General features: G+C 68.7%; 25 protein-coding genes and 1 pseudogene. 22 read left to right on the top strand and 4 right to left on the bottom strand.

Going from position 1 to position 22,926, the window contains the following annotated elements; translation table 11 throughout:
* Nucleotides 1–141: 141 nt before the first annotated feature.
* The 17 genes and pseudogenes from ACFUEJ_RS10585 (at nt 142) to ACFUEJ_RS10505 (ending at nt 14,271) form a co-directional block, all read left to right on the top strand.
* Nucleotides 142–1,494 carry an ammonium transporter gene (locus tag ACFUEJ_RS10585; protein WP_269554522.1) on the top strand — a complete coding sequence of 451 codons (1,353 nt, stop codon included), beginning with the start codon at nt 142–144 and terminating at the stop codon, nt 1,492–1,494.
* A gap of 50 nt (nt 1,495–1,544) precedes the next feature.
* Entirely contained in the window at nt 1,545–1,883 is a 339-nt protein-coding gene (locus ACFUEJ_RS10580) for a P-II family nitrogen regulator (RefSeq protein ID WP_004572306.1), read from the top strand.
* A gap of 30 nt (nt 1,884–1,913) precedes the next feature.
* Nucleotides 1,914–4,537 (top strand): annotated as a pseudogene (locus ACFUEJ_RS10575) ([protein-PII] uridylyltransferase).
* Nucleotides 4,538–4,575: 38 nt separating this feature from the next.
* Entirely contained in the window at nt 4,576–6,141 is a 1,566-nt protein-coding gene (gene ffh / locus ACFUEJ_RS10570) for a signal recognition particle protein (protein WP_269554526.1), read from the top strand.
* Between the two features lie 26 nt (nt 6,142–6,167).
* Nucleotides 6,168–7,238 carry an amidohydrolase family protein gene (locus tag ACFUEJ_RS10565; protein ID WP_388029228.1) on the top strand — a complete coding sequence of 357 codons (1,071 nt, stop codon included), beginning with the start codon at nt 6,168–6,170 and terminating at the stop codon, nt 7,236–7,238.
* A gap of 457 nt (nt 7,239–7,695) precedes the next feature.
* Nucleotides 7,696–8,133 carry a 30S ribosomal protein S16 gene (gene rpsP, locus ACFUEJ_RS10560; RefSeq protein ID WP_058250078.1) on the top strand — a complete coding sequence of 146 codons (438 nt, stop codon included), beginning with the start codon at nt 7,696–7,698 and terminating at the stop codon, nt 8,131–8,133.
* A complete protein-coding gene (locus ACFUEJ_RS10555; RefSeq protein ID WP_004572301.1) occupies nt 8,130–8,372 on the top strand; it encodes an RNA-binding protein in 243 nt (80 codons plus the stop codon). Before rpsP ends, ACFUEJ_RS10555 begins: the two co-directional genes overlap by 4 nt.
* A 26-nt stretch (nt 8,373–8,398) precedes the next feature.
* The gene (gene rimM / locus ACFUEJ_RS10550) at nt 8,399–8,932 is read left to right on the top strand and encodes a ribosome maturation factor RimM (RefSeq protein WP_065628991.1); all 534 of its coding nucleotides are present in this window, start codon (nt 8,399–8,401) and stop codon (nt 8,930–8,932) included.
* Complete coding sequence (trmD, locus tag ACFUEJ_RS10545) at nt 8,932–9,651, top strand: tRNA (guanosine(37)-N1)-methyltransferase TrmD (protein WP_388029133.1); 720 nt, start codon at nt 8,932–8,934, stop codon at nt 9,649–9,651. The genes rimM and trmD overlap by 1 nt, the downstream gene beginning before the upstream one ends.
* Before the next feature lie 41 nt (nt 9,652–9,692).
* Nucleotides 9,693–10,037, top strand: coding sequence for a YbaB/EbfC family nucleoid-associated protein (locus ACFUEJ_RS10540; protein ID WP_159370630.1), 345 nt, complete (start codon nt 9,693–9,695; stop codon nt 10,035–10,037).
* Entirely contained in the window at nt 10,024–10,374 is a 351-nt protein-coding gene (locus ACFUEJ_RS10535; RefSeq protein WP_058250082.1) for a hypothetical protein, read from the top strand. The genes ACFUEJ_RS10540 and ACFUEJ_RS10535 overlap by 14 nt, the downstream gene beginning before the upstream one ends.
* The gene (locus ACFUEJ_RS10530) at nt 10,371–11,345 is read left to right on the top strand and encodes a hypothetical protein (RefSeq protein ID WP_388029128.1); all 975 of its coding nucleotides are present in this window, start codon (nt 10,371–10,373) and stop codon (nt 11,343–11,345) included. The genes ACFUEJ_RS10535 and ACFUEJ_RS10530 overlap by 4 nt, the downstream gene beginning before the upstream one ends.
* A 195-nt stretch (nt 11,346–11,540) precedes the next feature.
* Nucleotides 11,541–11,882, top strand: a complete 342-nt coding sequence (gene rplS / locus ACFUEJ_RS10525) for a 50S ribosomal protein L19 (RefSeq protein WP_004572295.1) — start codon at nt 11,541–11,543, stop codon at nt 11,880–11,882.
* An 18-nt stretch (nt 11,883–11,900) separates the two neighbouring features.
* Complete coding sequence (lepB, locus tag ACFUEJ_RS10520) at nt 11,901–12,761, top strand: signal peptidase I (RefSeq protein WP_058250084.1); 861 nt, start codon at nt 11,901–11,903, stop codon at nt 12,759–12,761.
* A gap of 7 nt (nt 12,762–12,768) precedes the next feature.
* Nucleotides 12,769–13,458, top strand: a complete 690-nt coding sequence (locus ACFUEJ_RS10515; protein ID WP_058250085.1) for a ribonuclease HII — start codon at nt 12,769–12,771, stop codon at nt 13,456–13,458.
* Nucleotides 13,455–13,766, top strand: coding sequence for a DUF2469 domain-containing protein (locus tag ACFUEJ_RS10510; protein ID WP_388029123.1), 312 nt, complete (start codon nt 13,455–13,457; stop codon nt 13,764–13,766). The genes ACFUEJ_RS10515 and ACFUEJ_RS10510 overlap by 4 nt, the downstream gene beginning before the upstream one ends.
* 100 nt (nt 13,767–13,866) lie before the next feature.
* The gene (locus tag ACFUEJ_RS10505) at nt 13,867–14,271 is read left to right on the top strand and encodes a YraN family protein (protein ID WP_065628985.1); all 405 of its coding nucleotides are present in this window, start codon (nt 13,867–13,869) and stop codon (nt 14,269–14,271) included.
* A gap of 9 nt (nt 14,272–14,280) precedes the next feature.
* Here the strand turns inward: ACFUEJ_RS10505 and ACFUEJ_RS10500 are convergent, their stop codons facing one another.
* Nucleotides 14,281–15,627: a DUF4185 domain-containing protein gene (locus ACFUEJ_RS10500; RefSeq protein ID WP_388029121.1), complete on the bottom strand. Its 1,347-nt coding sequence runs from the start codon at nt 15,625–15,627 to the stop codon at nt 14,281–14,283.
* Between the two features lie 334 nt (nt 15,628–15,961).
* Between ACFUEJ_RS10500 and ACFUEJ_RS10495 the strand changes: the two genes are divergently transcribed.
* Entirely contained in the window at nt 15,962–16,348 is a 387-nt protein-coding gene (locus ACFUEJ_RS10495; RefSeq protein WP_343213052.1) for a GIY-YIG nuclease family protein, read from the top strand.
* On the opposite strand, the gene bluB is transcribed toward ACFUEJ_RS10495, so the two are convergent.
* Complete coding sequence (gene bluB, locus ACFUEJ_RS10490; protein ID WP_159370634.1) at nt 16,345–16,983, bottom strand: 5,6-dimethylbenzimidazole synthase; 639 nt, start codon at nt 16,981–16,983, stop codon at nt 16,345–16,347. The two genes, ACFUEJ_RS10495 and bluB, sit on opposite strands and share 4 nt — an antisense overlap.
* 122 nt (nt 16,984–17,105) lie before the next feature.
* Between bluB and ACFUEJ_RS10485 the strand changes: the two genes are divergently transcribed.
* Both ACFUEJ_RS10485 and dprA read left to right on the top strand, forming a co-directional pair.
* On the top strand, nt 17,106–18,614 hold the full coding sequence (locus tag ACFUEJ_RS10485) for a YifB family Mg chelatase-like AAA ATPase (protein WP_388029117.1): 1,509 nt from the start codon (nt 17,106–17,108) through the stop codon (nt 18,612–18,614).
* Nucleotides 18,614–19,756 (top strand): DNA-processing protein DprA, encoded by a 1,143-nt coding sequence (dprA, locus tag ACFUEJ_RS10480; RefSeq protein WP_388029226.1) that lies wholly within the window; start codon nt 18,614–18,616, stop codon nt 19,754–19,756. The genes ACFUEJ_RS10485 and dprA overlap by 1 nt, the downstream gene beginning before the upstream one ends.
* A gap of 2 nt (nt 19,757–19,758) precedes the next feature.
* Here the strand turns inward: dprA and ACFUEJ_RS10475 are convergent, their stop codons facing one another.
* Complete coding sequence (locus ACFUEJ_RS10475) at nt 19,759–20,337, bottom strand: TetR/AcrR family transcriptional regulator (RefSeq protein WP_388029115.1); 579 nt, start codon at nt 20,335–20,337, stop codon at nt 19,759–19,761.
* Between the two features lie 172 nt (nt 20,338–20,509).
* Here ACFUEJ_RS10475 and ACFUEJ_RS10470 point away from each other — a divergent pair, with 172 nt between their 5' ends.
* Entirely contained in the window at nt 20,510–21,376 is an 867-nt protein-coding gene (locus ACFUEJ_RS10470) for a siderophore-interacting protein (RefSeq protein ID WP_388029112.1), read from the top strand.
* Between the two features lie 86 nt (nt 21,377–21,462).
* The gene (locus tag ACFUEJ_RS10465; protein ID WP_388029223.1) at nt 21,463–22,347 is read left to right on the top strand and encodes a tyrosine recombinase XerC; all 885 of its coding nucleotides are present in this window, start codon (nt 21,463–21,465) and stop codon (nt 22,345–22,347) included.
* A 6-nt stretch (nt 22,348–22,353) separates the two neighbouring features.
* On the opposite strand, the gene ACFUEJ_RS10460 is transcribed toward ACFUEJ_RS10465, so the two are convergent.
* Nucleotides 22,354–22,863, bottom strand: a complete 510-nt coding sequence (locus ACFUEJ_RS10460; protein ID WP_388029110.1) for a M23 family metallopeptidase — start codon at nt 22,861–22,863, stop codon at nt 22,354–22,356.
* Nucleotides 22,864–22,926 lie beyond the last annotated feature (63 nt).

Here is a 22,926-nt window from a genome sequence, read left to right as displayed (position 1 = left end):
GAACTGGGATGTTACATGGGCGAAATACAAACCGCCCAGGGGGTTACGCGCCCGAAACGTCAGGGCACCACGGCCGAAACCGACTGCCGACAATCTCTTTGGAGGCGCCGAGCCGTCGGCGCATCCTGAGGAGGTTTCGTAGTGGAGTTGGCTCAGTTGCCAAACGAATCGTTTGGCCCGATCGACACGGGTAACACGGCATTCATGCTCGTGTCGGCCGCGCTCGTGTTGCTGATGACCCCAGGCCTCGCGTTCTTCTACGGGGGGTTGGCGCGAGGCAAGTCCGTCCTGAACATGATGATGATGTCCTTCGGAGCACTCGCGTCGATCAGCGTCGTGTACGTGCTGTGGGGCTTCTCGATGTCGTTCAGCGACGGGATCACCGGCAGCAGCGACATCGGCGGCATCTTCGCGAACCCGTTCGCGCTCTTCGGGTCCGACCAGCTGATGAGCACCATCGGCGAGGGCGACACCGAGATGTACGTCACCGGCGGCCTGACCATCCCGGCGATCGTCTTCATGGGTTTCCAGCTGACCTTCGCGGTCATCACCGTCGCCCTCATCAGCGGTGCGCTCGCCGAACGCGTCAAGTTCTCCACCTGGATGGTCTTCACCGTCCTGTGGGCGACGATCGTGTACTTCCCGCTGTCCCACATGGTCTGGGGCGGGCTCGTCGGTGGCGGCGGCCTCCTCGGCGGCGGTGAGGACGGTCTGGCGGCCAAGATGTTCGGGACCGACGAGGAAGGTGCGGCCAACGTCGCGCCGATCGACTTCGCCGGCGGCACGGTCGTGCACATCAACGCCGGTATCGCGGCGCTGGTCCTGGTTCTCATCATCGGCAAGCGCGTCGGCTTCGGCCGCACCGCCTACCGTCCGCACAACATCCCGTTCGTGATGCTGGGCGCAGCACTTCTCTGGTTCGGCTGGTTCGGGTTCAACGTCGGCTCCGAGCTGGGCGCCGATCTGCTCGCCGGTCAGGTGTGGGTCAACACCACCGCTGCCACCGCCGCGGCGATCCTCGGCTGGCTCGCGGTGGAGATCATCCGTGACAAGCACGCCACCAGCGTCGGCGCCGCCTCGGGTGTGGTCGCCGGTCTGGTCGCCATCACCCCCGCGTGTGGTTCGCTGACCCCGGTCGGCTCGCTCATCCTCGGTGTCATCGCGGGTGCTCTCGCCGCCGTCGCGATCGGCCTGAAGAACAAGTTCGGCTACGACGACTCGCTCGACGTCGTCGGTGTCCACCTCGTCGCCGGCCTCTGGGGCACGGTGGCCATCGGCCTGATCGGCGAGGACGTGGGCCTCTTCTGGGGCGGAGATTACAAGCAGCTGGTGGTCCAGGTCGTGATCGCCTTGTTCGCCCTCGTGTTCACCGGTGTTCTCACCGCGATCATCGCCCTGGTGCTCAAGCCGCTGGGTTGGCGCGTCAGCGACGAGGACGAGAAGAGCGGCATCGACGAGGCGGAACACGCCGAGACGGCCTATGAGCTGGCATGACGCTCGAAGCCATTCGCTACTACGCTGAATCCTGTGGAGAGGGATAACTAATGAAGCTGATCACTGCAATCGTCAAGCCGTTCACACTCGAGGATGTCAAAGCCGGGTTGGAGCAGGCCGGCATCCTGGGCATGACCGTGAGTGAGGTCCAGGGCTACGGCCGCCAGAAGGGTCACACCGAGGTCTATCGCGGCGCCGAGTACTCGGTCGACTTCGTACCCAAGGTCCGCGTCGAGGTCGTGGTGGACGACGCCGCCGTGGACAAGGTCGTCGACGTGATCGTCGAGGCCGCCCGGACCGGCAAGATCGGTGACGGCAAGGTGTGGGTCTCGCCGGTCGAGTCCGTGGTTCGCGTCCGAACCGGCGAGCGCGGTGGCGACGCACTGTAGCGAGCCCGCCGAGGCGTCGACGAATTCCCGGTGAACGGCCCCGTGCCCGACGACCAGTCGGGCGCGGGGCCGTCGGAGTTCCACACCTCGTATTCCTTTCTCTCCCACACACTTTGGAGGCAGTCGTAAGCGCCGCAGACCTGGCCAAGACCCGACGGCAACTCACCGAGTCCGGCCGATCGGGAAAACTCGACGCACCGGCATTGCGCCAGGTGCTCGTCGACCTGCACGAATTCTGGCTGACCAGCAAGGGCGCGGAACTCGGCATCAAGCCGCACAGCGGGTTCGCGATCGTCGCCGTGGGCGGACTCGGTCGCGGTGAGATGCTCCCGTATTCGGACCTCGATCTGATCCTGCTGCACGACGACATGCCCGCCGAGCGGGTGTCCGAGGTTGCCGACGGACTCTGGTACCCGTTGTGGGACGCCAACATTCCGCTCGACCACAGTGTGCGGACGGTGCCGCAGGCGCTGCAGGTCGCCGGCGACGATGTCACCGCGGCCCTCGGCCTCCTCGAGGCGCGCCACATAGCCGGCGACGAGGATCTGTCCACGTTGCTGATCGGCGGGGTCCGCCAGCAGTGGCGCAACGACATCCGCAATCGGTTCCCCGAAGTGGTCACGCACGCGCAGGACCGCTGGCGGCGAGCCGGCGACATCGCACATCGCGCCGAACCCGACCTCAAGAGCGGCCGGGGCGGCCTGCGTGACGTCCAGCTCCTGGGAGCGCTGGCGATCGCCCAGCTCACCAGCGGGATGGCGAGCCTGCGACCCGATTCGCCCGGTGCCGGACCGCAGGTCGCCTACACGCGGCTCCTCGACATCCGTACCGAACTGCACCGCATCGCCGGGCGTCCCCGCGAGCACGTGCAGGCCCAGGACGCCGACGAGATCGGGGCGGCCCTCCGGATCGGGGACCGGTTCGATCTCGCCCGCGTCATCAGCGACTCGGCCCGCACCATCAGCTACTCCATCGACGTCGGCCTGCGGACCGCGGGCAACGCCCTGCCGCGTCGCGGACTGGCCAAGCTGCGGCGCTCGCCGCTGCGCCGTCCGCTCGACGAAGGCGTCGTCGAGCACAGCGGAGAGATCGTGTTGGCGCGCAACGCGATTCCGAGCAAAGACCCGGGACTCATCCTGCGGGTCGCCGCCGCGTCGGCCCGAACCGGCCTCCCGATCAGCGCGTCGACGCTGAGCCGGCTGGCCGACTACGCGCCGGAACTGCGTGAGCCGTGGCCGGCCGAAGCACTCAGCGACCTGCTGGTCCTGCTCAGTTCGGGACATCACATGGTCGACCCGATCGAGGCACTCGACCGCACCGGCCTGTGGGGCCGGCTCCTGCCGGAATGGGGTGCGGTGCGCGACCTCCCGCCGCGCGATGCCATCCACACCTGGACCGTCGACCGGCATCTCGTGGAAACCGCGGCGTACGCGAGTGCGATGACCACCCGGGTGTCCCGGCCCGACCTGCTCGTCCTCGGTGCGTTGATCCACGACCTCGGCAAGGGTCGGGGTGCCGACCACAGCATCGTCGGCGCTGATCTGGCGGTTCAGGTCGGCAACCGGTTCGGTCTCTGGCCGCAGGATGTGGCGATCCTCGCCGACATGGTGCGACACCACCTGCTGCTGCCGCAGGTCGCCACCCGCCGGGACCTCGACGACCCGGCCACCGCCGAGTCGGTCGCCGACACCCTGGGACACAACCGGGTGCTGTTGGAACTGCTTGCCGCACTTGCCGAAGCGGATTCGCTGGCCACCGGCCCGGGGGTGTGGGGGGAGTGGAAGGCCTCGCTCATCCACGACCTCGTCCGCCGGTCGATGCGACTCATCGACGGCGAAGAGCCGAGCGCGCCCGAGCCGCTGACGGCCGAGGACCTGGCCACGGCGGCGGAAGGGGACTACGCGGTCCGGCTCGTCCGGGCCGACGGGCAACACACGTACCGCGTCACCATGGTGGCGCCTGATCAACCCGGCCTGCTGTCGAAGATGGCCGGGGTCCTCGCCCTGGGCGGGTTGCGGTCCCACTCGGCGTGTGCCCAGAGCGCCGACGGGAAGGCGATCAACTCGTTCCTGGTCGTCCCGATGTTCGGCAGTCCGCCCGATGCCGGCCTGTTGCGCCAGCAGCTGATCGCGGCCGTCGACGGCAAGATCGACGTCCTCGCGCGGCTCGACGCGCGCGAGCGGGACTCGCCGATCCCGACGATCGGCACCGTCACCACGATTCCCGGCACCGTGGTGACCATCGGCGCCAGCGCCGGGAGCACCGATCCCGAGGTCGACGGGGCCGGGCATCCGAAGAACGCGGTACCCGCGCTCTTCGCCGTGGCGCCACCGCGGGTGACGTGGCTGGACGCCCCGGAGGGGGAAGCGGTGCTGGAGGTCCGCTCGGACGACCGGATCGGCCTGCTCAGCCGGGTCAGTGCGGTCCTGGAACGCCACGGCGCCGACATCCGGTGGGCCAAGGTGGCGACCCTGGGCGCCACCGGGGTCGACATCTTCGGCCTGCGGCTGGCGACCGACACCGAGGACGCACGGGCGGAGCTGGCCGAGGCCGTCGTCGCGGTCTGCCCGCCACCGCAGCCGGCGCGCGAGGAGGACGGCGACGGGCCGCAGTCCTATGGCGGGACGGGACGGTCCGGAGTGCCGATCTCCTAGATGTTTCGTCTCGGGACCCGCATGGAAGGATGGGACCCATGTTCGATTCCCTCTCCGACCGGTTGACCGGTGCCCTGAAGGATCTGCGTGGCAAGGGGCGGCTGTCCGACGCCGACATCGACCGCACCTGTCGCGAGATCCGGCTCGCCCTGCTCGAGGCGGACGTCTCGCTCGCGGTGGTCCGGTCCTTCATCGCCCGGATCAAGGAGCGCGCCAAGGGTGCCGAGGTCTCCGCGGCACTCAACCCGGCGCAGACGGTCGTCAAGATCGTCAACGAGGAACTCATCGGAATCCTCGGCGGGGAGACGCGGCGGGTGCGGTTCGCCAAGAACCCCCCGACCGTCATCATGTTGGCCGGTCTCCAGGGTGCCGGTAAGACGACACTCGCCGGAAAGCTGGGCAACTGGCTCAAGCAGCAGGGTCACACCCCGCTGCTCGTCGCCTGTGACCTGCAGCGTCCGGGCGCGGTCTCACAGCTGCAGATCGTCGGCGAGCGCGCCGGCGTGCCGGTCTTCGCGCCGCATCCGGGCACGAGCGTCGGCGGCGAGGGTGTGCTCGGTGTGACCTCGGGCGATCCGGTCTCGGTCGCGCAGGCCGGTGTCGACGAGGCGCGGAGCAAGCACTACGACGTGGTGGTCATCGACACCGCCGGCCGGCTCGGCATCGACGCCGAACTGATGAAGCAGGCCTCCGACATCCGCGACGCCACCTCGCCCGACGAGGTGCTGTTCGTCGTCGACGCGATGATCGGTCAGGACGCCGTCACCACCGCCGAGGCCTTCCAGGAGGGTGTGGGCTTCACCGGCGTCGTGCTGACCAAGCTCGACGGCGATGCGCGCGGCGGTGCGGCGTTGTCGGTACGCGAGGTGACCGGCCAACCGATCATGTTCGCGTCCTCGGGCGAGAAGCTCGAGGACTTCGACGTCTTCCATCCCGACCGCATGGCCAGCCGCATCCTCGGCATGGGCGACGTGTTGTCGCTCATCGAGCAGGCCGAACAGCACTGGGATGCGCAGCAGGCCGAGGCCGCGGCCGCCAAGATCACCCAGGGCGAGCTGACCCTCGAGGACTTCCTCGAGCAGATGCTGATGATCCGCAAGATGGGCCCCATCGGCAACATCCTGGGGATGTTGCCGGGCGCCGGCCAGATGAAGGACGTGCTGTCGCAGGTCGACGACAAGCAGCTCGACCGCGTGCAGGCGATCATCCGCGGCATGACCCCCGCCGAGCGCGACAACCCGAAGATCATCAACGCCTCACGCCGGATCCGGATCGCCAACGGGTCGGGTGTGACCGTCAGCGAGGTCAACCAGCTCGTCGACCGGTTCTTCGAGGCCCGCAAGATGATGGCGCAGATGTCGGGTCGCATGGGCATGGGCGCGATGAACCGCAAGTCCAACCGCAAGGGCAAGAAGGGCAAGAAGGGGAAGGGTCGCGGCCCCACCCCGCCGAAGGCGGCGCGCGGCGGCTTCCCGGGTATGCCCGGAGGCATGCCGGCCGGGTTCCCGGACCTGTCGAACATGCCGGCCGGTCTCGATCAGCTGCCCCCGGGTCTCGAGGGCATCGACGTGTCGCAGTTCCAGCAGCCCAAGAAGAAGAAATGACGGTGGGTGGCCCGGAACAGGGTGCAATGGCCCGCCACTACCGGGGCACCGATCCGCTCACGTCCGAACCGGTCGAGTTCTGGGTGTCCGACGACACCATCAGCCTCACCGCGGTTCCCGACGCCGAGACGGCAGTCGACGGTGGCTGGATTCTGCCGGGCCTCGTCGACGCCCACAATCATGTGGGGATCGCGCCGGGCCTCGGGGTCGACATCGAGCAGGCCCGTGGGTACGCCTACGCCGATGCGCGCGCAGGCACCCTGCTGATCCGCGAGGTCGGGTCGCCGCTCGACACGCACCCACTCGACGACGACCCCGCTTGCCCGCGCTTCATCCGCTCGGGCAAGCACATCGCCCGGCCCAAGCGGTATCTGCGCGACTACGGCGTCGACCTCGACGATCCGGACGAACTCGCGGCCGAGGTGGCCCGGCAGGCGCAGGCCGGCGACGGCTGGGTGAAGATCGTGGGCGACTGGATCGACCGCGAGGTCGGCGACCTGGCCCCGTTGTGGACCCGTGCACAGATAGAGGCGGCGGTGGCGGTGGCGCACGAGCACGGCGCCCGGATCACCGCCCATGTCTTCGGAACCGATGCTCTCGTCGACCTGATCGGGGCCGGTGTCGATTGCATCGAGCATGGCACCGGGCTGACTCCCGATCTAGTCGACCAGCTCGTCGACCGCTCGATCGCGTTGGTGCCCACCATGATCCAGGTCGAAAACTTTCCCGGGATCGCCGACGGAGCCGAACGCTTCCCGACCTACGCCGCGCACATGCGCGCCCTGCATGCGGGCGGCCCGGCGGTGTTCGCCGCCGCGCGTGAGGCCGGCGTCGCGATCTTCGCCGGGACCGACGCGGGCGGATTCGTCGAGCACGGACGCATCGTCGACGAGATCGAGGCGCTCTCGGACGTGGGCCTGGGCCCGGCGGGTGCGATCGCGGCGGCGTCGACGAATGCGCGCGCCTGGCTGGGCGCCGACCTCCTGGAGGACGGGCACCGCGCCGACTTCGTCGTGTACGCGGACAACCCGTGCGACGACCTGGGCACGTTGCGACACCCGGTGGCAGTGGTCTCGTCTGGTCGCCACCTCGTGTGAGCAAAGCCACACGGTAGTGGCTGGTTGCCTTCCTTACCGCCGCGTAACGTAGCAACGGCGTTGCAACGGTTCGGCCAGGACGAACCGGATCAGTCCACCTCGGATCCGCGGCCCGGATCCGAGAGCGCGGGCCCGTCGGAGCCGGGGGTCGAGGGAGGCTCCGGCGGTGTCGCGCATCAGGACGCGGATGAGCCGACACCGACAGAGTGACGGAAGTGACGTTCGGCATGTGGTCGTCCTCGCGGGGTGGGTGACCACATGCCGGTCCATCGGCTGTTCCTTCTGCAGGCCGATCACCGGATTCGGTACTCACCGCCCGGTCTGGCACAATGATTCGCTGGTTCGTCGGATCCGGTCACGGCCGCCCGACGGTCACACCACTACAGACGCAAAACCGGGTCCGCCACTCCGGGCGGATTGCTGAATTGCGCAGTGACCACACGAAAGAGATGTAGACATGGCTGTCAAGATCAAGCTCACGCGGCTCGGCAAGATCCGCAACCCGCAGTACCGCATCGTCGTCGCCGACGCCCGCACCCGCCGCAACGGCCGGGTCATCGAGACCATCGGCAAGTACCACCCCAAGGAAGAGCCCTCGCTGATCGAGGTCGACTCCGAGCGCGCGCAGTACTGGCTGGGCGTCGGTGCGCAGCCGACCGAGCCCGTGGCCGCGATCCTCAAGGTGACCGGTGACTGGCAGAAGTTCAAGGGCCTGCCGGGCGCCGAGGGCACCCTGAAGACCGCCGAGCCCAAGCCGTCGAAGCTCGACCTGTTCAACGCCGCGCTCGCCGCCGCCGACAACGAGCCGGTCGCCGCCGCGACCACCCCCAAGAAGAAGGCCGCCAAGAAGGACGACGAGGCTGCCGAGGCTCCCGCCGCCGAGGGTGACGCGTGAGCGCAGTCGTCGCCGACGCGGTCGAGCACCTGGTCCGCGGAATCGTCTCCAACCCCGATGACGTCCGGGTCGACCTCGTCACCGGCCGTCGCGGCCGGCTCGTCGAGGTTCACGTGAACCCCGACGACCTCGGCAAGGTGATCGGTCGCAACGGTCGTACCGCCACCGCGCTGCGCACCCTGGTCTCCGGGATCGGCGGCCGCGGGATGCGCGTCGACATCGTCGACACCGACCGCTGACCGCGAACCCGAACACCGAGCGCATCGTGGATCTCGTCGTAGGCCGTGTGGTCAAGTCACACGGAATCCGTGGTGAGGTCGTCGTGGACGTCCGCACCGACGAGCCCGAGATGCGTTTCGCCCCGAACTCGGTGCTGCGTGGCCGTCTGCCGCGCGGTGCCGGGGAACGGGATTTCACCGTCACAGCCGCCCGGGATCATTCCGGGCGGCTGTTGGTGTCCCTGGCCGGCATCGCGGACCGGGATTCCGCCGACGCCCTGCGCGGCACCCTGTTCCTCATCGACAGTTCGCAGGTGGAGCCTTCCGACGACCCGGACGAGTTCTACGACCACGAACTCGAGGGCGTGCCCGTACAACTCACCGACGGCTCCGCGGTCGGCGTCGTCGAATCGGTCCTGCATCTGCCCGGCGGCGAGTTGCTGTCGGTACGCACCACCGACGACCGTGAGGTGCTGGTGCCGTTCGTGCGCGAGATCGTGCCGAGCGTCGGTCGCGAGCTGATCGTGATCGACCCCCCGGAGGGGCTGCTGGATCCGGATTCGCTCGACGAGGCGCCGTGATGCGTCTCGACGTCGTGTCGATCTTCCCCGAGTACCTCGATCCGCTCCGAGTTGCTTTGCTGGGCAAGGCGATCGACGCCGGACGGATCAGCGTGGCGGTCCACGACCTACGCAACTGGACGCACGACGTCCATCGCAGCGTGGACGACTCGCCGTACGGCGGCGGGCCCGGCATGGTGATGAAACCCGACGTCTGGGGGCCGTGCCTCGATGGGGTGTGCCCCGACGACGCGCTGCTGATCGTGCCGACCCCCGCCGGTGTGCCGTTCACCCAGGAGACCGCGCGTCGCTGGAGCACCGAGCCGCATCTGGTGTTCGCCTGCGGCCGGTATGAGGGTATCGACCAGCGTGTCTTCGACGACGCGGCCCGACGGGTGCGCGTCGAAGAGGTCTCCCTCGGCGACTTCGTCCTCATCGGGGGAGAGGTCGCGGTCATGGCCATGATCGAGGCGACCGTCCGGCTGCTCGACGGCGTACTCGGCAATCCCCGCTCGCATCAGGAGGATTCGTTCTCCGACGGGCTGCTCGAAGGTCCGAGTTACACGCGGCCGGTGTCCTGGCGCGGTCTGGACGTCCCGCCCGTACTCCTCAGTGGCGACCATGCGAAGGTGGCACGCTGGCGTACCGAACAGGCCCTCGAGCGGACGCGCGCGCGCCGGCCTGATCTCCTCCCGGACCCTGTGGACTCCTCCGCGGACCATCCGGGCGATACCGACTAGGATTCGGCAGAGGTTCGACTCGGACGGGGGTCCAGCAGACGATGCAGGGGTATTCGGCCATGGTCGAGGAACTCGACCGGCAACGCACCGAACTCGAACGGGTCCGGAAGTCGTTGTCGCAGCTGACCTCCCGGGCGACCAGTCACGACCGGCTCGTCGCGGTGACGGTCGACGCGCGCGGCCGTGCGGTGGACATCATGATCGAACCCTCCGCAATGCGTCGATACCGCGCGGATCAACTGTCCGCCCTGCTGACCACGCTGATCGCCGAGGCGGACACCGCGCTGCGCACCAGATCCGCCGACATCCTCTCCGGCGCAACGGATCTGCCGATCGACTACGCCGACGCCCGCCTCGACAGTGTGGTCGCCGATGACCGACCCTGACCTCTCGCCGGCCGCCGACGCCGGTCCCCGGGTCGCCGCCGACCCCGGTGCCGCCGCCGTCGTGGCGACGCGACTGCAGGCAGCGGCGGCGGAACTCACGGCGATACAGACCGAGCTCGCCGCCCTGCTCATCGACGTCGACATGGCAGTAGGCACCGGGAAATCGGCGGGTGCGTTCCGGGCGGGGTTCTCGCCGGCGGCCGCGGCGTCGACGGATCGTCTGCACGACGTCGAGAACCGTCTCGGACAACGCCGCCGCGCCCTCGTCGCCGGCATCGACGACCTCCTCGACCGAGATGCCGAGGCCTCGGCGCGTATCGGCCGGGCCGACGCATGACGGCGCGTGGCGAGGCCGAGCGGATCGCCGAGGAACTGGCCCCGGGGGTGTGGCCGACCGCCGACGCGGCGGCACTGAGCGACTCGGCACAGCGCGTGCGGGCACTCGCCGAGAGGGTGGCCGGCCTCGCCGAGGCGGTGGCGTCGGTGACCGACTCGTACGCGACGGGGGACTCGACCGCGGGCGGGTTCCACGATGCCGTCGTCGACGGGCTCGGACAGATCGCCCGTGCCGATCTGCCCGGAGCGGCGGAACGGCTGCGCGCGCTCGGGACGTCGCTGGACGCGTATGCCCGGACGGTGATCGACACGCAGCAGCAGATGTCGGTGGTCGCACTGATCGCCGACCGCGACATCCGGCGGGCCGAGGTGAACGCCGCGATCGGTGACGACACGTGGCGGGTCGAGGCCGCGAGCACCGGCCGGATGGCCCTCACCGCGGCGGGGGACGACCACACCGAACGGTCGGGTGAGGCCGGGCAGAGCGCCGCTGCACCCGCGGCGACGAGCGGGATGATGCCGATGATGCCGCTCGGGGCACTGGGTGCGGCGGGTGCGATGGCTGCCGGTCTCGGGGGTCTGGCCGGCGCGCGGGCTCGCGCCGACCGCGACGTGATCGGCGCGCACGACCTGACCTGGTTGCGGGGGCGAGCCGAGCGACTCCAGACCACGGTCCCGGCATCGATCGCAGGTTGGTTCCGGACCGCGGTGGGCGTCGGGATCGGCCCGCGGGGAGCCCCGGTGGTCGTCGTCGGGACCAACGACCCGCAGCCGTATCAGCGGGTGGGGATGGAACTCGCCGACGACGAGGCACTCACCGCCAACGGCCAGGCGCCCGAACTCGCGGTCCGCGACCACATGGTGCATGCCGGTGTGACGCCGAGAGCGATCGCCGCGGCGACGCCGATGGAGCCCGCCACCATCTCGGCATTGCAGGCCGACGACGTCGTGATCGTGGCGCCACGGACGTAGCGGCTCCGCGATTTCGTCGGCCCGGGGTGTCTCTGGCACAATAGTCGGGTTGCCTGCCGACGATGCCCCGTGTCCGGGGCTGTCTCTCCGAGACCGCCGGCTGCGACGCCAACGACTCGGAGCACGAACCGGTCGAGCCCACGGGCCGCCAGGTTCCTCTGCTCAACGTTCTCCGCCAGACAAGGACCACGACACATGAACACGCTCGACTTCCTCGACAAGCAGTCCCTCCGCGACGACGTGCCGGACTTCGGCCCCGGTGACACCCTCGACGTCCACGTCAAGGTCATCGAGGGCAGCAAGGAGCGCGTGCAGGTGTTCAAGGGCGTCGTCATCCGTCGTCAGGGCGGCGGCGTGCGCGAGACCTTCACCGTCCGCAAGGTGTCCTTCGGCGTCGGCGTCGAGCGCACCTTCCCGGTGCACAGCCCGAACATCGCCAAGATCGACGTCCTCACCCGCGGTGACGTCCGTCGCGCCAAGCTCTACTACCTGCGCGATCTGCGCGGCAAGGCAGCCAAGATCAAGGAAAAGCGCTGACGCGTCTAACCTGACGAGGTGGCCGACACACAGCGACCCCACGATGCCCCCGACGACGACCGCGCCGACGACGCCAAGCGTCCGTGGAGGTTGAAGACCGACCCGGCCGAATCCGATGCCGACGAGCGCGGCAAGCGCAAGTCCGGCTCGGGTTCGCTCCTGCGCGAAGTCGTCATCATCGTGGGGTGCGTCCTTCTCCTCACCTGGGTGCTGCAGACCTTCATCGGTCGGCAGTACGTCATCCCGTCGGAGTCGATGGAGTCCACCCTCATCGGGTGCGACGGCTGCACCAACGACCGCATCGTGATCGACAAGCTCACGTACCGGTTCGGTGATCCGCAACCCGGCGACGTCGTCGTCTTCAAGGGCCCGTCGGAGTCGTGGAACGGCGCCTGGGTGTCGCCCCGATCGACGAATCCGGTGATGCACAAGGCGCAGGATGCGCTGTCGTGGTTCGGGTTCGCGCCGCCGGACGAGAACAACCTCGTCAAGCGGGTCATCGCGACCGGCGGTCAGACGGTGGAATGTCGCAACGACGAGGGCGTCGGCGTGAAGGTCAACGGTCGCCCGTTGCGCGAGCCCTACATCGACATGAAGCTCCAGGAGGAGACGGTTGCGTCGTTCGGGCCCGGTGTCGCCGGGCCGGGCGACCAGGTGCCTCCGTGTCTCGGGCCGGATTTCGGTCCGATCACCGTGCCCGAGGGCAATGTGTGGGTCATGGGTGACAATCGACTGAACTCGCAGGACTCGCGTTACCACGTCGAGGACCAGTACCAGGGCACCGTCCCGGTCAGCGATATCCGCGGCAAGGTCCGGTTCATCATCTACCCCTTCTCGCGGATCGGTGGTGTCGGTTCGTTCAATCCGCAGCAGGGGTGAGACAGCTGTGACGACTCGATGGCCACCCCGCTCACCCGTCCGCCGTGCCGCGGGCCTGCGGACGTTCGAATTCGCCCTGCACCGGCAGGGTCTGGGGCCCGTGGCGGGGGTCGACGAAGCCGGCCGCGGAGCGTGCGCGGGCCCGCTGGTCGTGGCGGCCTGCGTCTTGAAGCCGACGCAGCTCGTCTCCCTCGCCGACCTCGACGACTCGAAACGTCTGACCGAGCGCACCCGCGAGGAGCTGTACCGCTCGGTGACGCGCTACGCGCAGAGCTGGAGTGCGGTGATCATCGAAGCCGCCGAGATCGATCGCATCGGCATCCACGTCGCGAACATCGAGGGCATGCGCCGGGCGGTGGCCGCCCTCGACGTGAAACCGGGGTACGTGCTGTCCGACGGTTTCGCGGTGCCGGGACTGACGGCGCCGTCCCTGCCCGTGATCGGAGGAGACGGGGCGGCCGCGTGCATCGCCGCCGCCAGCATCATCGCCAAGGTCACCCGAGACCGCATCATGGTCGCCATGGACGACGACCTGCCCGGGTACGACTTCGCCATCCACAAGGGCTACAGCACGGCGTTGCACATGTCGCGCATCGACGCCGCCGGCCCCTCACCACAACACCGCATGTCGTACCGTAATGTCGCGGCACGTGTGGTCACCAGCGCAAACGACAACAGGGATAGGCTGACAGGATGAGTGCTGAGGATCTCGAGAAGTACGAAACCGAGATGGAACTCTCTCTGTACCGCGAGTACAAGGACATCGTCGGGCAGTTCTCCTACGTGGTGGAGACCGAGCGGCGCTTCTATCTCGCCAACGCGGTCGAGATGATCCCGCGCAACACCGACGGCGAGGTCTACTTCGAACTCCGCATGAGCGATGCCTGGGTGTGGGACATGTACCGCCCGGCGCGGTTCGTCAAGCAGGTCCGCGTGATCACGTTCAAGGACGTCAACATCGAGGAACTCGAGAAGTCGGAACTCCGCCTGCCCGACGAGCCCTGACCACGCGCAATCTGTTGACAACGCCCTGATCGTTCACAGATCAGGGCGTTGCTCGCTTTCGGACGGTCGGCGAAACCGGTTCTGCGCGAATCTGATCGGCATGAGTGCACAAGCGCGCGACCATCCTCGCCCCGATCGCCGCGGTCATATCGGCCGGCTCGGTGAGGACGTGGCCGCGGATTACGCGATATCCCTGGGCTGGACTGTCCTGGAGCGCAATTGGCGTACCCGCTATGGCGAACTGGATCTGGTGGCCGCGGATGGGTCGGTCCTGGTGATCGTCGAGGTCAAGACCCGCGCGAGCCGCACGTACGACGATCCGGTCATGGCGGTCACGCCGTCGAAGCTCGCCCGGATGCGCCGACTCGCGGGGATGTGGCTGGCGGCGCAGGATCGGCGATGGACGCAGATCCGGTTCGACGTCGTCAGCGTGCGCCTCGACCAGGCCGCTCCCGACGATCTGGCTCGTGCGCAGGTGCGGCATCACCAGGGTGTGCACGTGTGAGCCCGGATGTCACAGCTTGCTCAGATCGGTCCGGATCAGCATCACGTTGTAGTCGCTCCACCGCGATGCGTTGAAGTAGAGCTCCTTCGAATCCCCCTGCAGCGCGGGGGAGTTGGGGAGCATCATCGGTCCGTAGACGACGAGCGCACCACGGGGCACGATGGTCTTCGGTGCACTCCACGGACCTTCGGGATGATCGGCGGTGCGCAGCGTGATGTCGTTGTCGCCATCGAGCATGACGTACTTCTCGAGGTACGGGCTCCAGGCGACCGATAGTTCGGTGACCGGTTGTCGGACGACGACCGCCGAGCCGTCGTCGGGGATCGCGGCGATGTCGTCCACCCAGCCGCGACTCTTCCCGGCCCAGTACTCGTACGCGTCGAGGTCGAGGATGTCCGTGGGTTTGAACCGCGCGAGGAAGGCGGCGCCGAATCGTCCGTTCGGGGTGCCGAACTGGTAGACGTACTCGGCTTCGGGTGTCCCGGGCCGGCCGCGGACGTAGGCGTTCTGCTGGAACTTGCCGTTGTTGAACTCGATCGGACGGAACTCGCCGGGCAGTCGGAGTGAGACCGGAGCATTGATGAGGATCGTGTCCTGGTCGGTGACCCAGGTCTGGCCGTTGTCGTCGGAATGGGCGATCGCCGAGAAGTTGGTGACCCAGTTGCCCGGCGAACCCCACGAGCGCACCGACATGTAGTTGACGTACTGGCGGAAGCCGTCGCCGTGCGGGAGAGAGATGGCCGCCGTCGGGATCGTGGTGACCTCGACGTTGGAGATGCCGAGCGACGGGATCAGTTCCTGCGCGTAGTTCGGTTGACCGGGCGCGATCACCGAACCCGACGTCACGTCGCCGGCGCGACCGGCCGGGACGGAGAGTCCGTTCGCGAGGTTGTCGTCGTCGGTGCGGAGCAGCACGTTGTGCCGCCACTGCTGTCCCGGCGCGTTGCAGTTGCCGAAGGTGTCTCCGAAGGCCATCAGCGTCTGGCCGCGGCCGTTGTCCCAGGAGACGCCGAGATCGGTGCCGCCGATACCGAACCGGCTGAATGTGCGGTTGGCGCTGAGCGGGCCCGTGACCCATCCGACGGTGCGGGATTTGGAACCGACATAGGGGATCAACGGCCGCTGCGGTCCCGGGTTCGGAATCGAGCTGCCCGACGAGCCCTCCGACCCGCTGGAGCCACTCGAGCCGCTGGAACCGCTGGACCCGAAGCCCAGGAAGCTCGAGCCCGTGCTCGCGTTGCCGCACGGCGCGGCGTGCGCGACGCCGGCACCGGTCGTCAGCGCGACCGCGGTGCCGCTGAAGGCGATGACCCCGGCGAGGGCCAGTCGGACACTCGTGGTGAGACGGCTAGACACGCGCGTCCTCCAGTTACTCTTGCGACAGAAGTGATTGACGTGACTATTGTTACTGGAGTTACATGCGGATCGCGCGGTCCGCGGGGTCACGATCTGGTGTCGAGGGGCGTTCGTCCGCAGGATGGGAGCACGTTGGGACCCTCCGATTCGGCAGGTACGAACGTCCGTGTCGGCCAACTTCTCGGTGCGCCGATGTATGACCGCGGCGAGGTCCTCCATGCCGGTTCTGTGGTCCCTGCGTCGCCAGGCGTATATGGCTGGTGGTTCCAACGCCCGCCCTCCCACCTCATGGACGTGTCGTACTGCCGGAGCCGAGATGGCATGACACTCCCATATGTCGGCATCAGCCCCAGGAGACCCTCCGCGTCGGGCGGTCAGTCGGCAGAATCTCCGTCGTCGGCTGCGAACGCACTACCGAGGACGAGCGTCGACGTCGACTCCGCGCCTCAGTCTCGGTGTTCTCCTGGCTGATGAGCTCGGCATCCAGCTCGCCCTACACGGGACGAAAAGGCATTTCGGCGTCGGCGAGCCGGTCCTCAGTGAGTGGATGGGTGACAACACCCGGGTCTCGTGGTTGGCAGTCGACGAACCTTGGCTGGTCGAGGAAGCACTGATCCGCCAGCTGGATGTGCCGCTGAATCTAGAAGGTAACTCGCACAACCCCTTTTACCGCGACCTCAAGCTGGCCCGGGCTCGGGCTGCAGCTTCGGCGACGTCCTAGCGCACGAAGAACCGCTTCTCGGACCTCGTCCGTGATTGCCAGCCGACACGTTCGAGTTCCGGTGTCTCCGAGTCGTGCGCGGGGTAGCCGATACACAGGTAGGCGACAAGCTTCCAGGCCGGCGGTACCGCAAGTGCCTCGGAAACCTCCTCGGGTTCGAGGATGGACACCCACCCCACCCCGACGCCTCGGGCCCGCGCCGCCAGCCAGAGTGTGGAGATCGCGGTGACGACCGAATACTCCAGCGTCTCGGGCACTGTCTGTCGGCCGAGTCCCCGGCCCTGCTCGACACCGGGTTCGCAGAACACGGCGAGGTGGACGGGAGCGTCGTCGAGACCGGCGAGCTTGAGCGACGAATACAGCTGTGCGCGTTCGCCCGTATAACCGTCCAGCGCGTCGGCGTTGCAGCGAGTGAAGCTGTCGCGCACCGATTGCCGGGCTTCGGCGGACCGGACCTCGACCCAGCGCCACGGTTGGCTGTTGCCCACAGACGGAGCCAGTTCGGCTGCGTCGAGGATGTCGGGGAGCACGTGGGGTTCGAGTGGTTCGCGGCGGAAGCAACGGACGTCGCGTCGCCATCGGAGTAGTCGGTCGAGATCGCCGACGAACGCATCGTCGAATGTTCCGTCGTCCATCGGTTGTCGAGCCTAGTCGGGCTGCTGTGAACGGTGGTGCACAACCGCGAGGTCATCCACAGATCGGCTGTGTGAGTGGTTCGGCGCCGCCCGCCACGCGTGTTTCCGGTGAGACTGTGCCCATGTTGGGGCAAACACAGGCGGTGGGGCTCAATGCCTTTGTCGCGCAGGTCGTCGACGTGCAGGCGAGTGTGAGTTCGGGTCTGCCGGGGTTCGCGGTGACGGGTAATCCGGATTCGTCGGTTCGGGAGGCGCGGGATCGGGTGCGGGCTGCGATCAAGAACTCCGGGTTCAGTTTTCCCGAGTTGAAGGTGACGGTGGCGTTGTCGCCGGCCGATATGCCGAAGATCGGTCCGGGGTTCGATCTGTCGATGGCCGTGTCCATTCTGGCTGCCACGCAACAGGTGTCGGCGGAGAAGTTGTCGTCGACGGTTTTTCTGGGCGAGCTCGGTCTGGACGGCACCGTGCGGCCGATCCGCGGGGTGTTGCCGGCGGTGATCGCGGCGCGGCAGGAGGGGTATCGACGGGCGGTGGTGCCGATCGAGACCGTTGCCGAGGCCGCGCTCGTCGAGGGGATGGACGTCGGTGGAGCGAGCAGTCTGAAAGAGGTGACGCAGTGGCTGGCCGGTGACCACGTGCTCGACACGGTGCACGCGGCGACGACGACGCAGGCGCCGCCGGCCCCCGACATGGCCGACGTCGTGGGGCAGCACGAGGCCCGGCACGCGCTCGAGATCGCTGCCGCGGGAGCTCATCACGTCCTGATGACCGGATCGCCGGGGATCGGCAAGACGATGCTCGCGCGGCGGCTGCCGGGCATTCTGCCGCCGCTGGGTCTGGAGGACTCGTTGGAGGTGACGGCGATCCATTCCCTGGTGGGGGAGCTGTCGCCCGGACGTCCGCTGATCACCGAACCGCCGTTCGTCGCCCCGCACCACAGCTCATCGATCACGGCCCTGCTCGGTGGCGGTACCGGTTTCGCCCGGCCGGGCGCGGCGTCCAAGGCGCATCGGGGAGTGCTGTTCCTCGACGAGTGCGCCGAGATGAGTGTCAAGTCGCTCGAATCCCTGCGGGAACCCCTCGAAGACGGCGAGGTCCGGGTGCCCCGGCGTGACGGCATGGCGGTCTACCCCGCGCGCTTTCAGCTGATCCTCGCGGCGAACCCGTGCCCGTGCGCGCCCGCCCACGACGTCGACTGCGTCTGCACGGCCGTCGTGCGGCGGCGCTATCTGGGCAAGTTGTCCGGACCGCTGCTGGACCGCGTGGACATCCGCGTGCGGATGGACCCACCGGGCAACACCGCGCTGATGAGCGGTGCCGGGGAGTCGAGTGCCGACGTCCGGGCCCGCGTCACCGCGGCGCGAGCCACTGCGATCGAGCGGTGGTCGGAATTCGGGTGGCGCACCAATGCCGAGGTTCCCGGGTCCGCGCTGCGGCAGCGGTTCCGGCTGCCGCCCGACGTGCTGCGGCCCATCGAACTGTTCCTCCGAGACGGCCGCGTGACCGCCCGCGGTGCCGATCGCGCTCTGCGGCTGGCATGGACCCTCAGCGATCTGAGCGGGTCCGGGCGTCCCGTCGAAGACGATGTCGCACAGGCACTTCTGTACCGAGACCGAGGAGCGACCTGGTGATCTCCGCCCATTCGTCGGAACCCCGGTCGCCGGAATCCATCGCCTGGGCCTATCTGGCGCGGGTCGCCGAACCGCCGTGCGCCGCGGTCATCGCGCTCGTCGACGACATCGGTCCGGTCGAGGCGGCCGCGGCGATCCGCCGACGCACCGTGCCCGGCGGCCACGAGGCGGTGCTCGCCGCCACTGATGCCCGGAGCGAATCCGACTGTGCGATCGATGATCTGGACACCGCCGAGCGGATCGGTGCGCGCCTGGTGACCCGTGCCGATCCGGAGTGGCCGGCCTGGTCGCTGCTGGCGCTGGGGCAGGCCGACACGGCCGCTCGTGGAGGTGAACCGCTCGCCCTGTGGGTGCGCGGTCCGGCCCGGCTCGACGACCTCGCCGCTGCGTCGGTCGCGTTGATCGGGTCCCGTGCCGCGTCGTCGTACGGCGAACACGTCACGCAGACGCTCGCGTCGGGGTTGTCGGCCCAGGGTTTCGCGGTGCTGTCCGGCGGGGCGTTCGGCATCGACGGCGCCGCTCACCGCGCGGTCGTCGCGGCGGGCGGGGTGACCGCGGCGGTGATGGCGTGTGGGATCGACCGCGACTATCCGGCGTCACACTCGTCGCTGCTGACCGCGATCGCGCGTACGGGCGCGGTGATCAGCGAGTACCCGCCCGGGACGATAGCGGCGAAACATCGATTTCTCACCCGGAACCGACTGGTCGCCGCGATGAGCGGCGCGACCGTGGTCATCGAGGCCGGGCGACGGTCCGGCGCGGCGAACACTGCGGCATGGGCGCGCAAGCTCGGCCGGCCGCTGGGAGCCGTTCCCGGTCCCGTCACCTCGGCGACCTCGGTGGGATGCCACCGGATGATCGCCGACGAGCTCGCCGTGCTGGTGTCCGACGTCGCGTCGGTGGTCAACCTGGTACGACCCGACGGTGGGGGCGACATCGGCCGCGGCCGCGCGAAACCGACCGACGCGCTCGACGCCGAGCAACTACGGGTCCACGACGCCATTCCCGGCCGGGGTGGAGTGGGGATCGACGAGATCGCGTTCGCCGCCGGCCTCGACATCGGAACCGTCCGCGCGGCGCTCGCGCACCTCGACATCAAGGGGTATGTGGAGAACGTGGACGGACGATGGCGGCTGGCGTGACCTCAGCGGCGGGTGAGGATCTCGATGATGACATGCAGATCCTCGACCGTCGCCTCGTTCAGACGGCCATGAGCATGGACGTAACCGATTCCCGCGTACAGAAGCGTCGTCGCGCGAGCGTGTGCCTCGGCCTCCGAGAAACCGAGTTCACGCATCGCGGAGATCGCGATCGAGAAGATCCGGCAGTCGAGTGCATCGACCGAGTTCGCGATCGACTCGTCCGTCTGGGCCCAGCGGCGCAGGGCGGACTCCATCGCCCAGCGACGAGGATCCGACAGCAGACGGGCCATCCCTTCGACCCGTTCGACCGGTGGTAGGGCCTCCAGCGCCTCGATCCGGTCGGCCGCCGCCGACTGGGCACGTCGGCAGTGTTCGGCGAGCGCGGTCTTCAGCGCCCCGATGTCGGTGAAGTGCCAGTAGAAGCTGCCCTTGGTCACACCGAGGCGCGCGCTGAGGCGCGAGATCTTGAGGGCATCGATCCCGTCGTCGACCAGGATCTGGGTCGCGGCCTCCAACCAGTCGTCCACACTGAGCCGCGAGCTGCGGCGCGTGGTGGACTGGTCCACGGGCTGATCCGGCATGGAGTCACCTCTGGTCGGGTCTCGCGACGTCTGACTTTAGGAATGGCAAAGTCTCAAATTCACATCGCTTGATCGATAGAAAACCTTACAACCGCGGATGGGTGGTTCGCCGGCCTAAAGCTAAGGGTGGCCTAATCTCGTAGGCGTAGGGTTGACCCGAAAGGGAGGTTCGATGGCGAAACGCGTGAACACGATGACGGTGCTACGGAGAGAGCGGATCAGCCCGCATTTCGTACGCCTGTACCTGGGCGGGGAGGGGTTCGACGACTTTCGACCGGCCCTGAACAAGTCCGGGGAACCCGACACCGACATGTATGTGAAGTTCGTCTTCGCCCCGCCGGGTGTCAGCTATCCCGAACCGTTCGATCTCCAGGAGATCCGTTCGAACGAGCCCCCCGAGCGGCAACCCGTGTTGCGTACCTACACGGTGCGGCGGGTCGATGCGGAGGCCCGCGAGCTCGTCGTCGACTTCGTCGTGCACGGCACCGAGGGCATTGCCGGCCCCTGGGCGGCCTCGGTAGAGCCGGGCGAGACGATCCGCTTCATCGGGCCGGGTAGTGGCTACCGTCCGCGATCCGATGCCCCCTGGCATCTCATGGCGTGCGACGAGGCGGGTCTCCCCGCGGTGGCCGCCGCACTCGAAGCCCTTCCCGCCGACGCCGTCGCCAAGGTCTTCATCGAGGTCGCCGGCCCCGACGACGAACTCGACCTCGACGCACCCGCCGAGGCGCAGGTCTCCTGGGTGCACCGCGGCGGACCCGCGGCGGACGTCGACGATTCGCTCGCCGGTGACAACGCCCCGCTGATCGCGGCCGTGCGCGCGACGGAATGGCTCGACGGCGAACCGCACGTGTTCATCCACGGAGAGGCGCAAGCGGTCATGCACAACTTGCGTGCCTACATCCGCAAGGAACGCGGCGTGGGTGCGGCCAACGCCTCGATCTCCGGGTACTGGCGGCGCGGCCGGACCGAGGAGGGGTTCCGGCAATGGAAGGCCGACCTGCGGGCCGAGGAGGAGGCCGTCGGCGTCCAGGGCTGAGGCCCACAGGCCGGACAGGCACCGATTCGGCCACGACGCCGCGTGTGCGGTTGCACTCGGGTGCCCGACGCGGTGAGGTCGTGACCATGCTCGACGACTTCGCCGATCACCTGCGCCTGGAGAAAGGGCGCAGCGAGCACACGATCCGCGCCTATGTCGGTGGGGCTCGCGCCCTCGTCTCGTTCGCCGGTGCCCGCGGAATCGCGGTGGCCGACATCGATCTCCCGCTGCTGCGGGCCTGGCTCGCGGAACTGGCCCGGCGCGGCGCCGCGCGCACGACCGTGGCCCGGCAGGTCTCCGCGGCGAAGACGTTCTGCGCGTGGGCGGTCCGCGAGGGCTACCTGGCGGCCGACCCGTCACAGCGGTTGAAGGCGCCCAAGGCGCACCGGACCCTGCCCGCCGTACTGGCCCCCGCCCAGGCAGAAGCCGCGATCGCGGCCACCGGAGTGGATCGTGCCCCCGACGACCCGATCGCCCTGCGGGACCGGGTCATCCTGGAGTTGTTGTACGCCAGCGGAGTTCGAGTGGGGGAGTTGTGCGGGCTGGACGTCGGCGACGTCGACGCCGGGCGACGGGTGGTGCGGGTGATCGGCAAAGGCGACAAGGAACGGTCGGTCCCCTACGGAGAGCCCGCCGCCCGCGCGATCGACGCCTGGCTGCGTTCCGGACGCCCGGCCCTGGTGACCGACGCGTCCGGACCAGCCTTGCTGCTGGGTGCCCGCGGGGGACGGCTCGACCAGCGGATGGCGCGCTCGGTCGTGTCACGCGCGGTCGAGGCGAGCGGAGGCCCGGCGACCGGGCCACACGGACTCCGGCACAGCGCCGCCACTCATCTGCTCGAGGGTGGTGCCGACCTGCGCGTCGTCCAGGAACTGCTCGGACACTCGTCGCTCGCCACGACGCAGATCTACACGCATGTGAGCGTCGAACGTCTGCGGGCCGTCCATCGACAGGCGCACCCGCGAGCGTGACCGCCGTCAGTCGACCGGTTTGAGTCGGACGCGCACGGCCCCGAGCAGGCCGAGCGGGTCCAGGTAGTCCGCCGCACGGCCGCTACCGCGTCGGGCGCCCCAGTGCAGGCAGGCGGGCACCGGGCATCCCGGATGACCTGTCATCACGGTCCCGATGACCTCACCTCGTGAGACGTGATCACCCGCGTCGACACTCGCCTCCACCGGCTCGTACGTCGTGGTCACGCCGTCGGGATGGGACACCGAGACCACCGGCCGTCCGGCGACCGTTCCCGCGAAGCGCACGCGACCGGCGCCCGCCGCGCGGACGGTCTGGCCGCGCCCGGCCGCGAGGTCGACGCCTCGGTGGCCGGGCTGCCATCGCTTCTCGGGCTCGTCGTAGGCGGTCACCACGGTGGGCCGGGGCGACAACGGCGCCGCGTACACACCGACGGACGCGGCGGCCGGGACCGGACCGACGACGCAGAGGACAGTCGGCAGGAACGCGGCGAGGACACGCAGTGATCGGGATGGCACGGTGATTGGACGCAGCGGAAGCCGGATGGGATCCGCCCACAACCGTCTCCGACTGCATCACCA

Origin of the sequence: Gordonia sp. NPDC057258, assembly GCF_042668985.1 — a bacterium.
GTDB lineage: Bacteria > Actinomycetota > Actinomycetes > Mycobacteriales > Mycobacteriaceae > Gordonia > Gordonia hongkongensis.
This window is presented reverse-complemented; position numbering and strand designations above follow the sequence as displayed.

Bases quoted from the DNA above. Each gene is read 5' to 3' on its own strand.
- ACFUEJ_RS10580 (WP_004572306.1), top strand. From the start codon at position 1,545: ATGAAGCTGATCACTGCAATCGTCAAGCCGTTCACACTCGAGGATGTC.
- ffh (WP_269554526.1), top strand. From the start codon at position 4,576: ATGTTCGATTCCCTCTCCGACCGGTTGACCGGTGCCCTGAAGGATCTG.
- ACFUEJ_RS10565 (WP_388029228.1), top strand. From the start codon at position 6,168: ATGGCCCGCCACTACCGGGGCACCGATCCGCTCACGTCCGAACCGGTC.
- rpsP (WP_058250078.1), top strand. From the start codon at position 7,696: ATGGCTGTCAAGATCAAGCTCACGCGGCTCGGCAAGATCCGCAACCCG.
- trmD (WP_388029133.1), top strand. From the start codon at position 8,932: ATGCGTCTCGACGTCGTGTCGATCTTCCCCGAGTACCTCGATCCGCTC.
- ACFUEJ_RS10540 (WP_159370630.1), top strand. From the start codon at position 9,693: ATGCAGGGGTATTCGGCCATGGTCGAGGAACTCGACCGGCAACGCACC.
- ACFUEJ_RS10535 (WP_058250082.1), top strand. From the start codon at position 10,024: ATGACCGACCCTGACCTCTCGCCGGCCGCCGACGCCGGTCCCCGGGTC.
- ACFUEJ_RS10530 (WP_388029128.1), top strand. From the start codon at position 10,371: ATGACGGCGCGTGGCGAGGCCGAGCGGATCGCCGAGGAACTGGCCCCG.
- rplS (WP_004572295.1), top strand. From the start codon at position 11,541: ATGAACACGCTCGACTTCCTCGACAAGCAGTCCCTCCGCGACGACGTG.
- ACFUEJ_RS10510 (WP_388029123.1), top strand. From the start codon at position 13,455: ATGAGTGCTGAGGATCTCGAGAAGTACGAAACCGAGATGGAACTCTCT.
- ACFUEJ_RS10505 (WP_065628985.1), top strand. From the start codon at position 13,867: ATGAGTGCACAAGCGCGCGACCATCCTCGCCCCGATCGCCGCGGTCAT.
- ACFUEJ_RS10495 (WP_343213052.1), top strand. From the start codon at position 15,962: ATGTCGGCATCAGCCCCAGGAGACCCTCCGCGTCGGGCGGTCAGTCGG.
- bluB (WP_159370634.1), bottom strand. From the start codon at position 16,983: ATGGACGACGGAACATTCGACGATGCGTTCGTCGGCGATCTCGACCGA.
- ACFUEJ_RS10485 (WP_388029117.1), top strand. From the start codon at position 17,106: ATGTTGGGGCAAACACAGGCGGTGGGGCTCAATGCCTTTGTCGCGCAG.
- ACFUEJ_RS10475 (WP_388029115.1), bottom strand. From the start codon at position 20,337: ATGCCGGATCAGCCCGTGGACCAGTCCACCACGCGCCGCAGCTCGCGG.
- ACFUEJ_RS10470 (WP_388029112.1), top strand. From the start codon at position 20,510: ATGGCGAAACGCGTGAACACGATGACGGTGCTACGGAGAGAGCGGATC.
- ACFUEJ_RS10465 (WP_388029223.1), top strand. From the start codon at position 21,463: ATGCTCGACGACTTCGCCGATCACCTGCGCCTGGAGAAAGGGCGCAGC.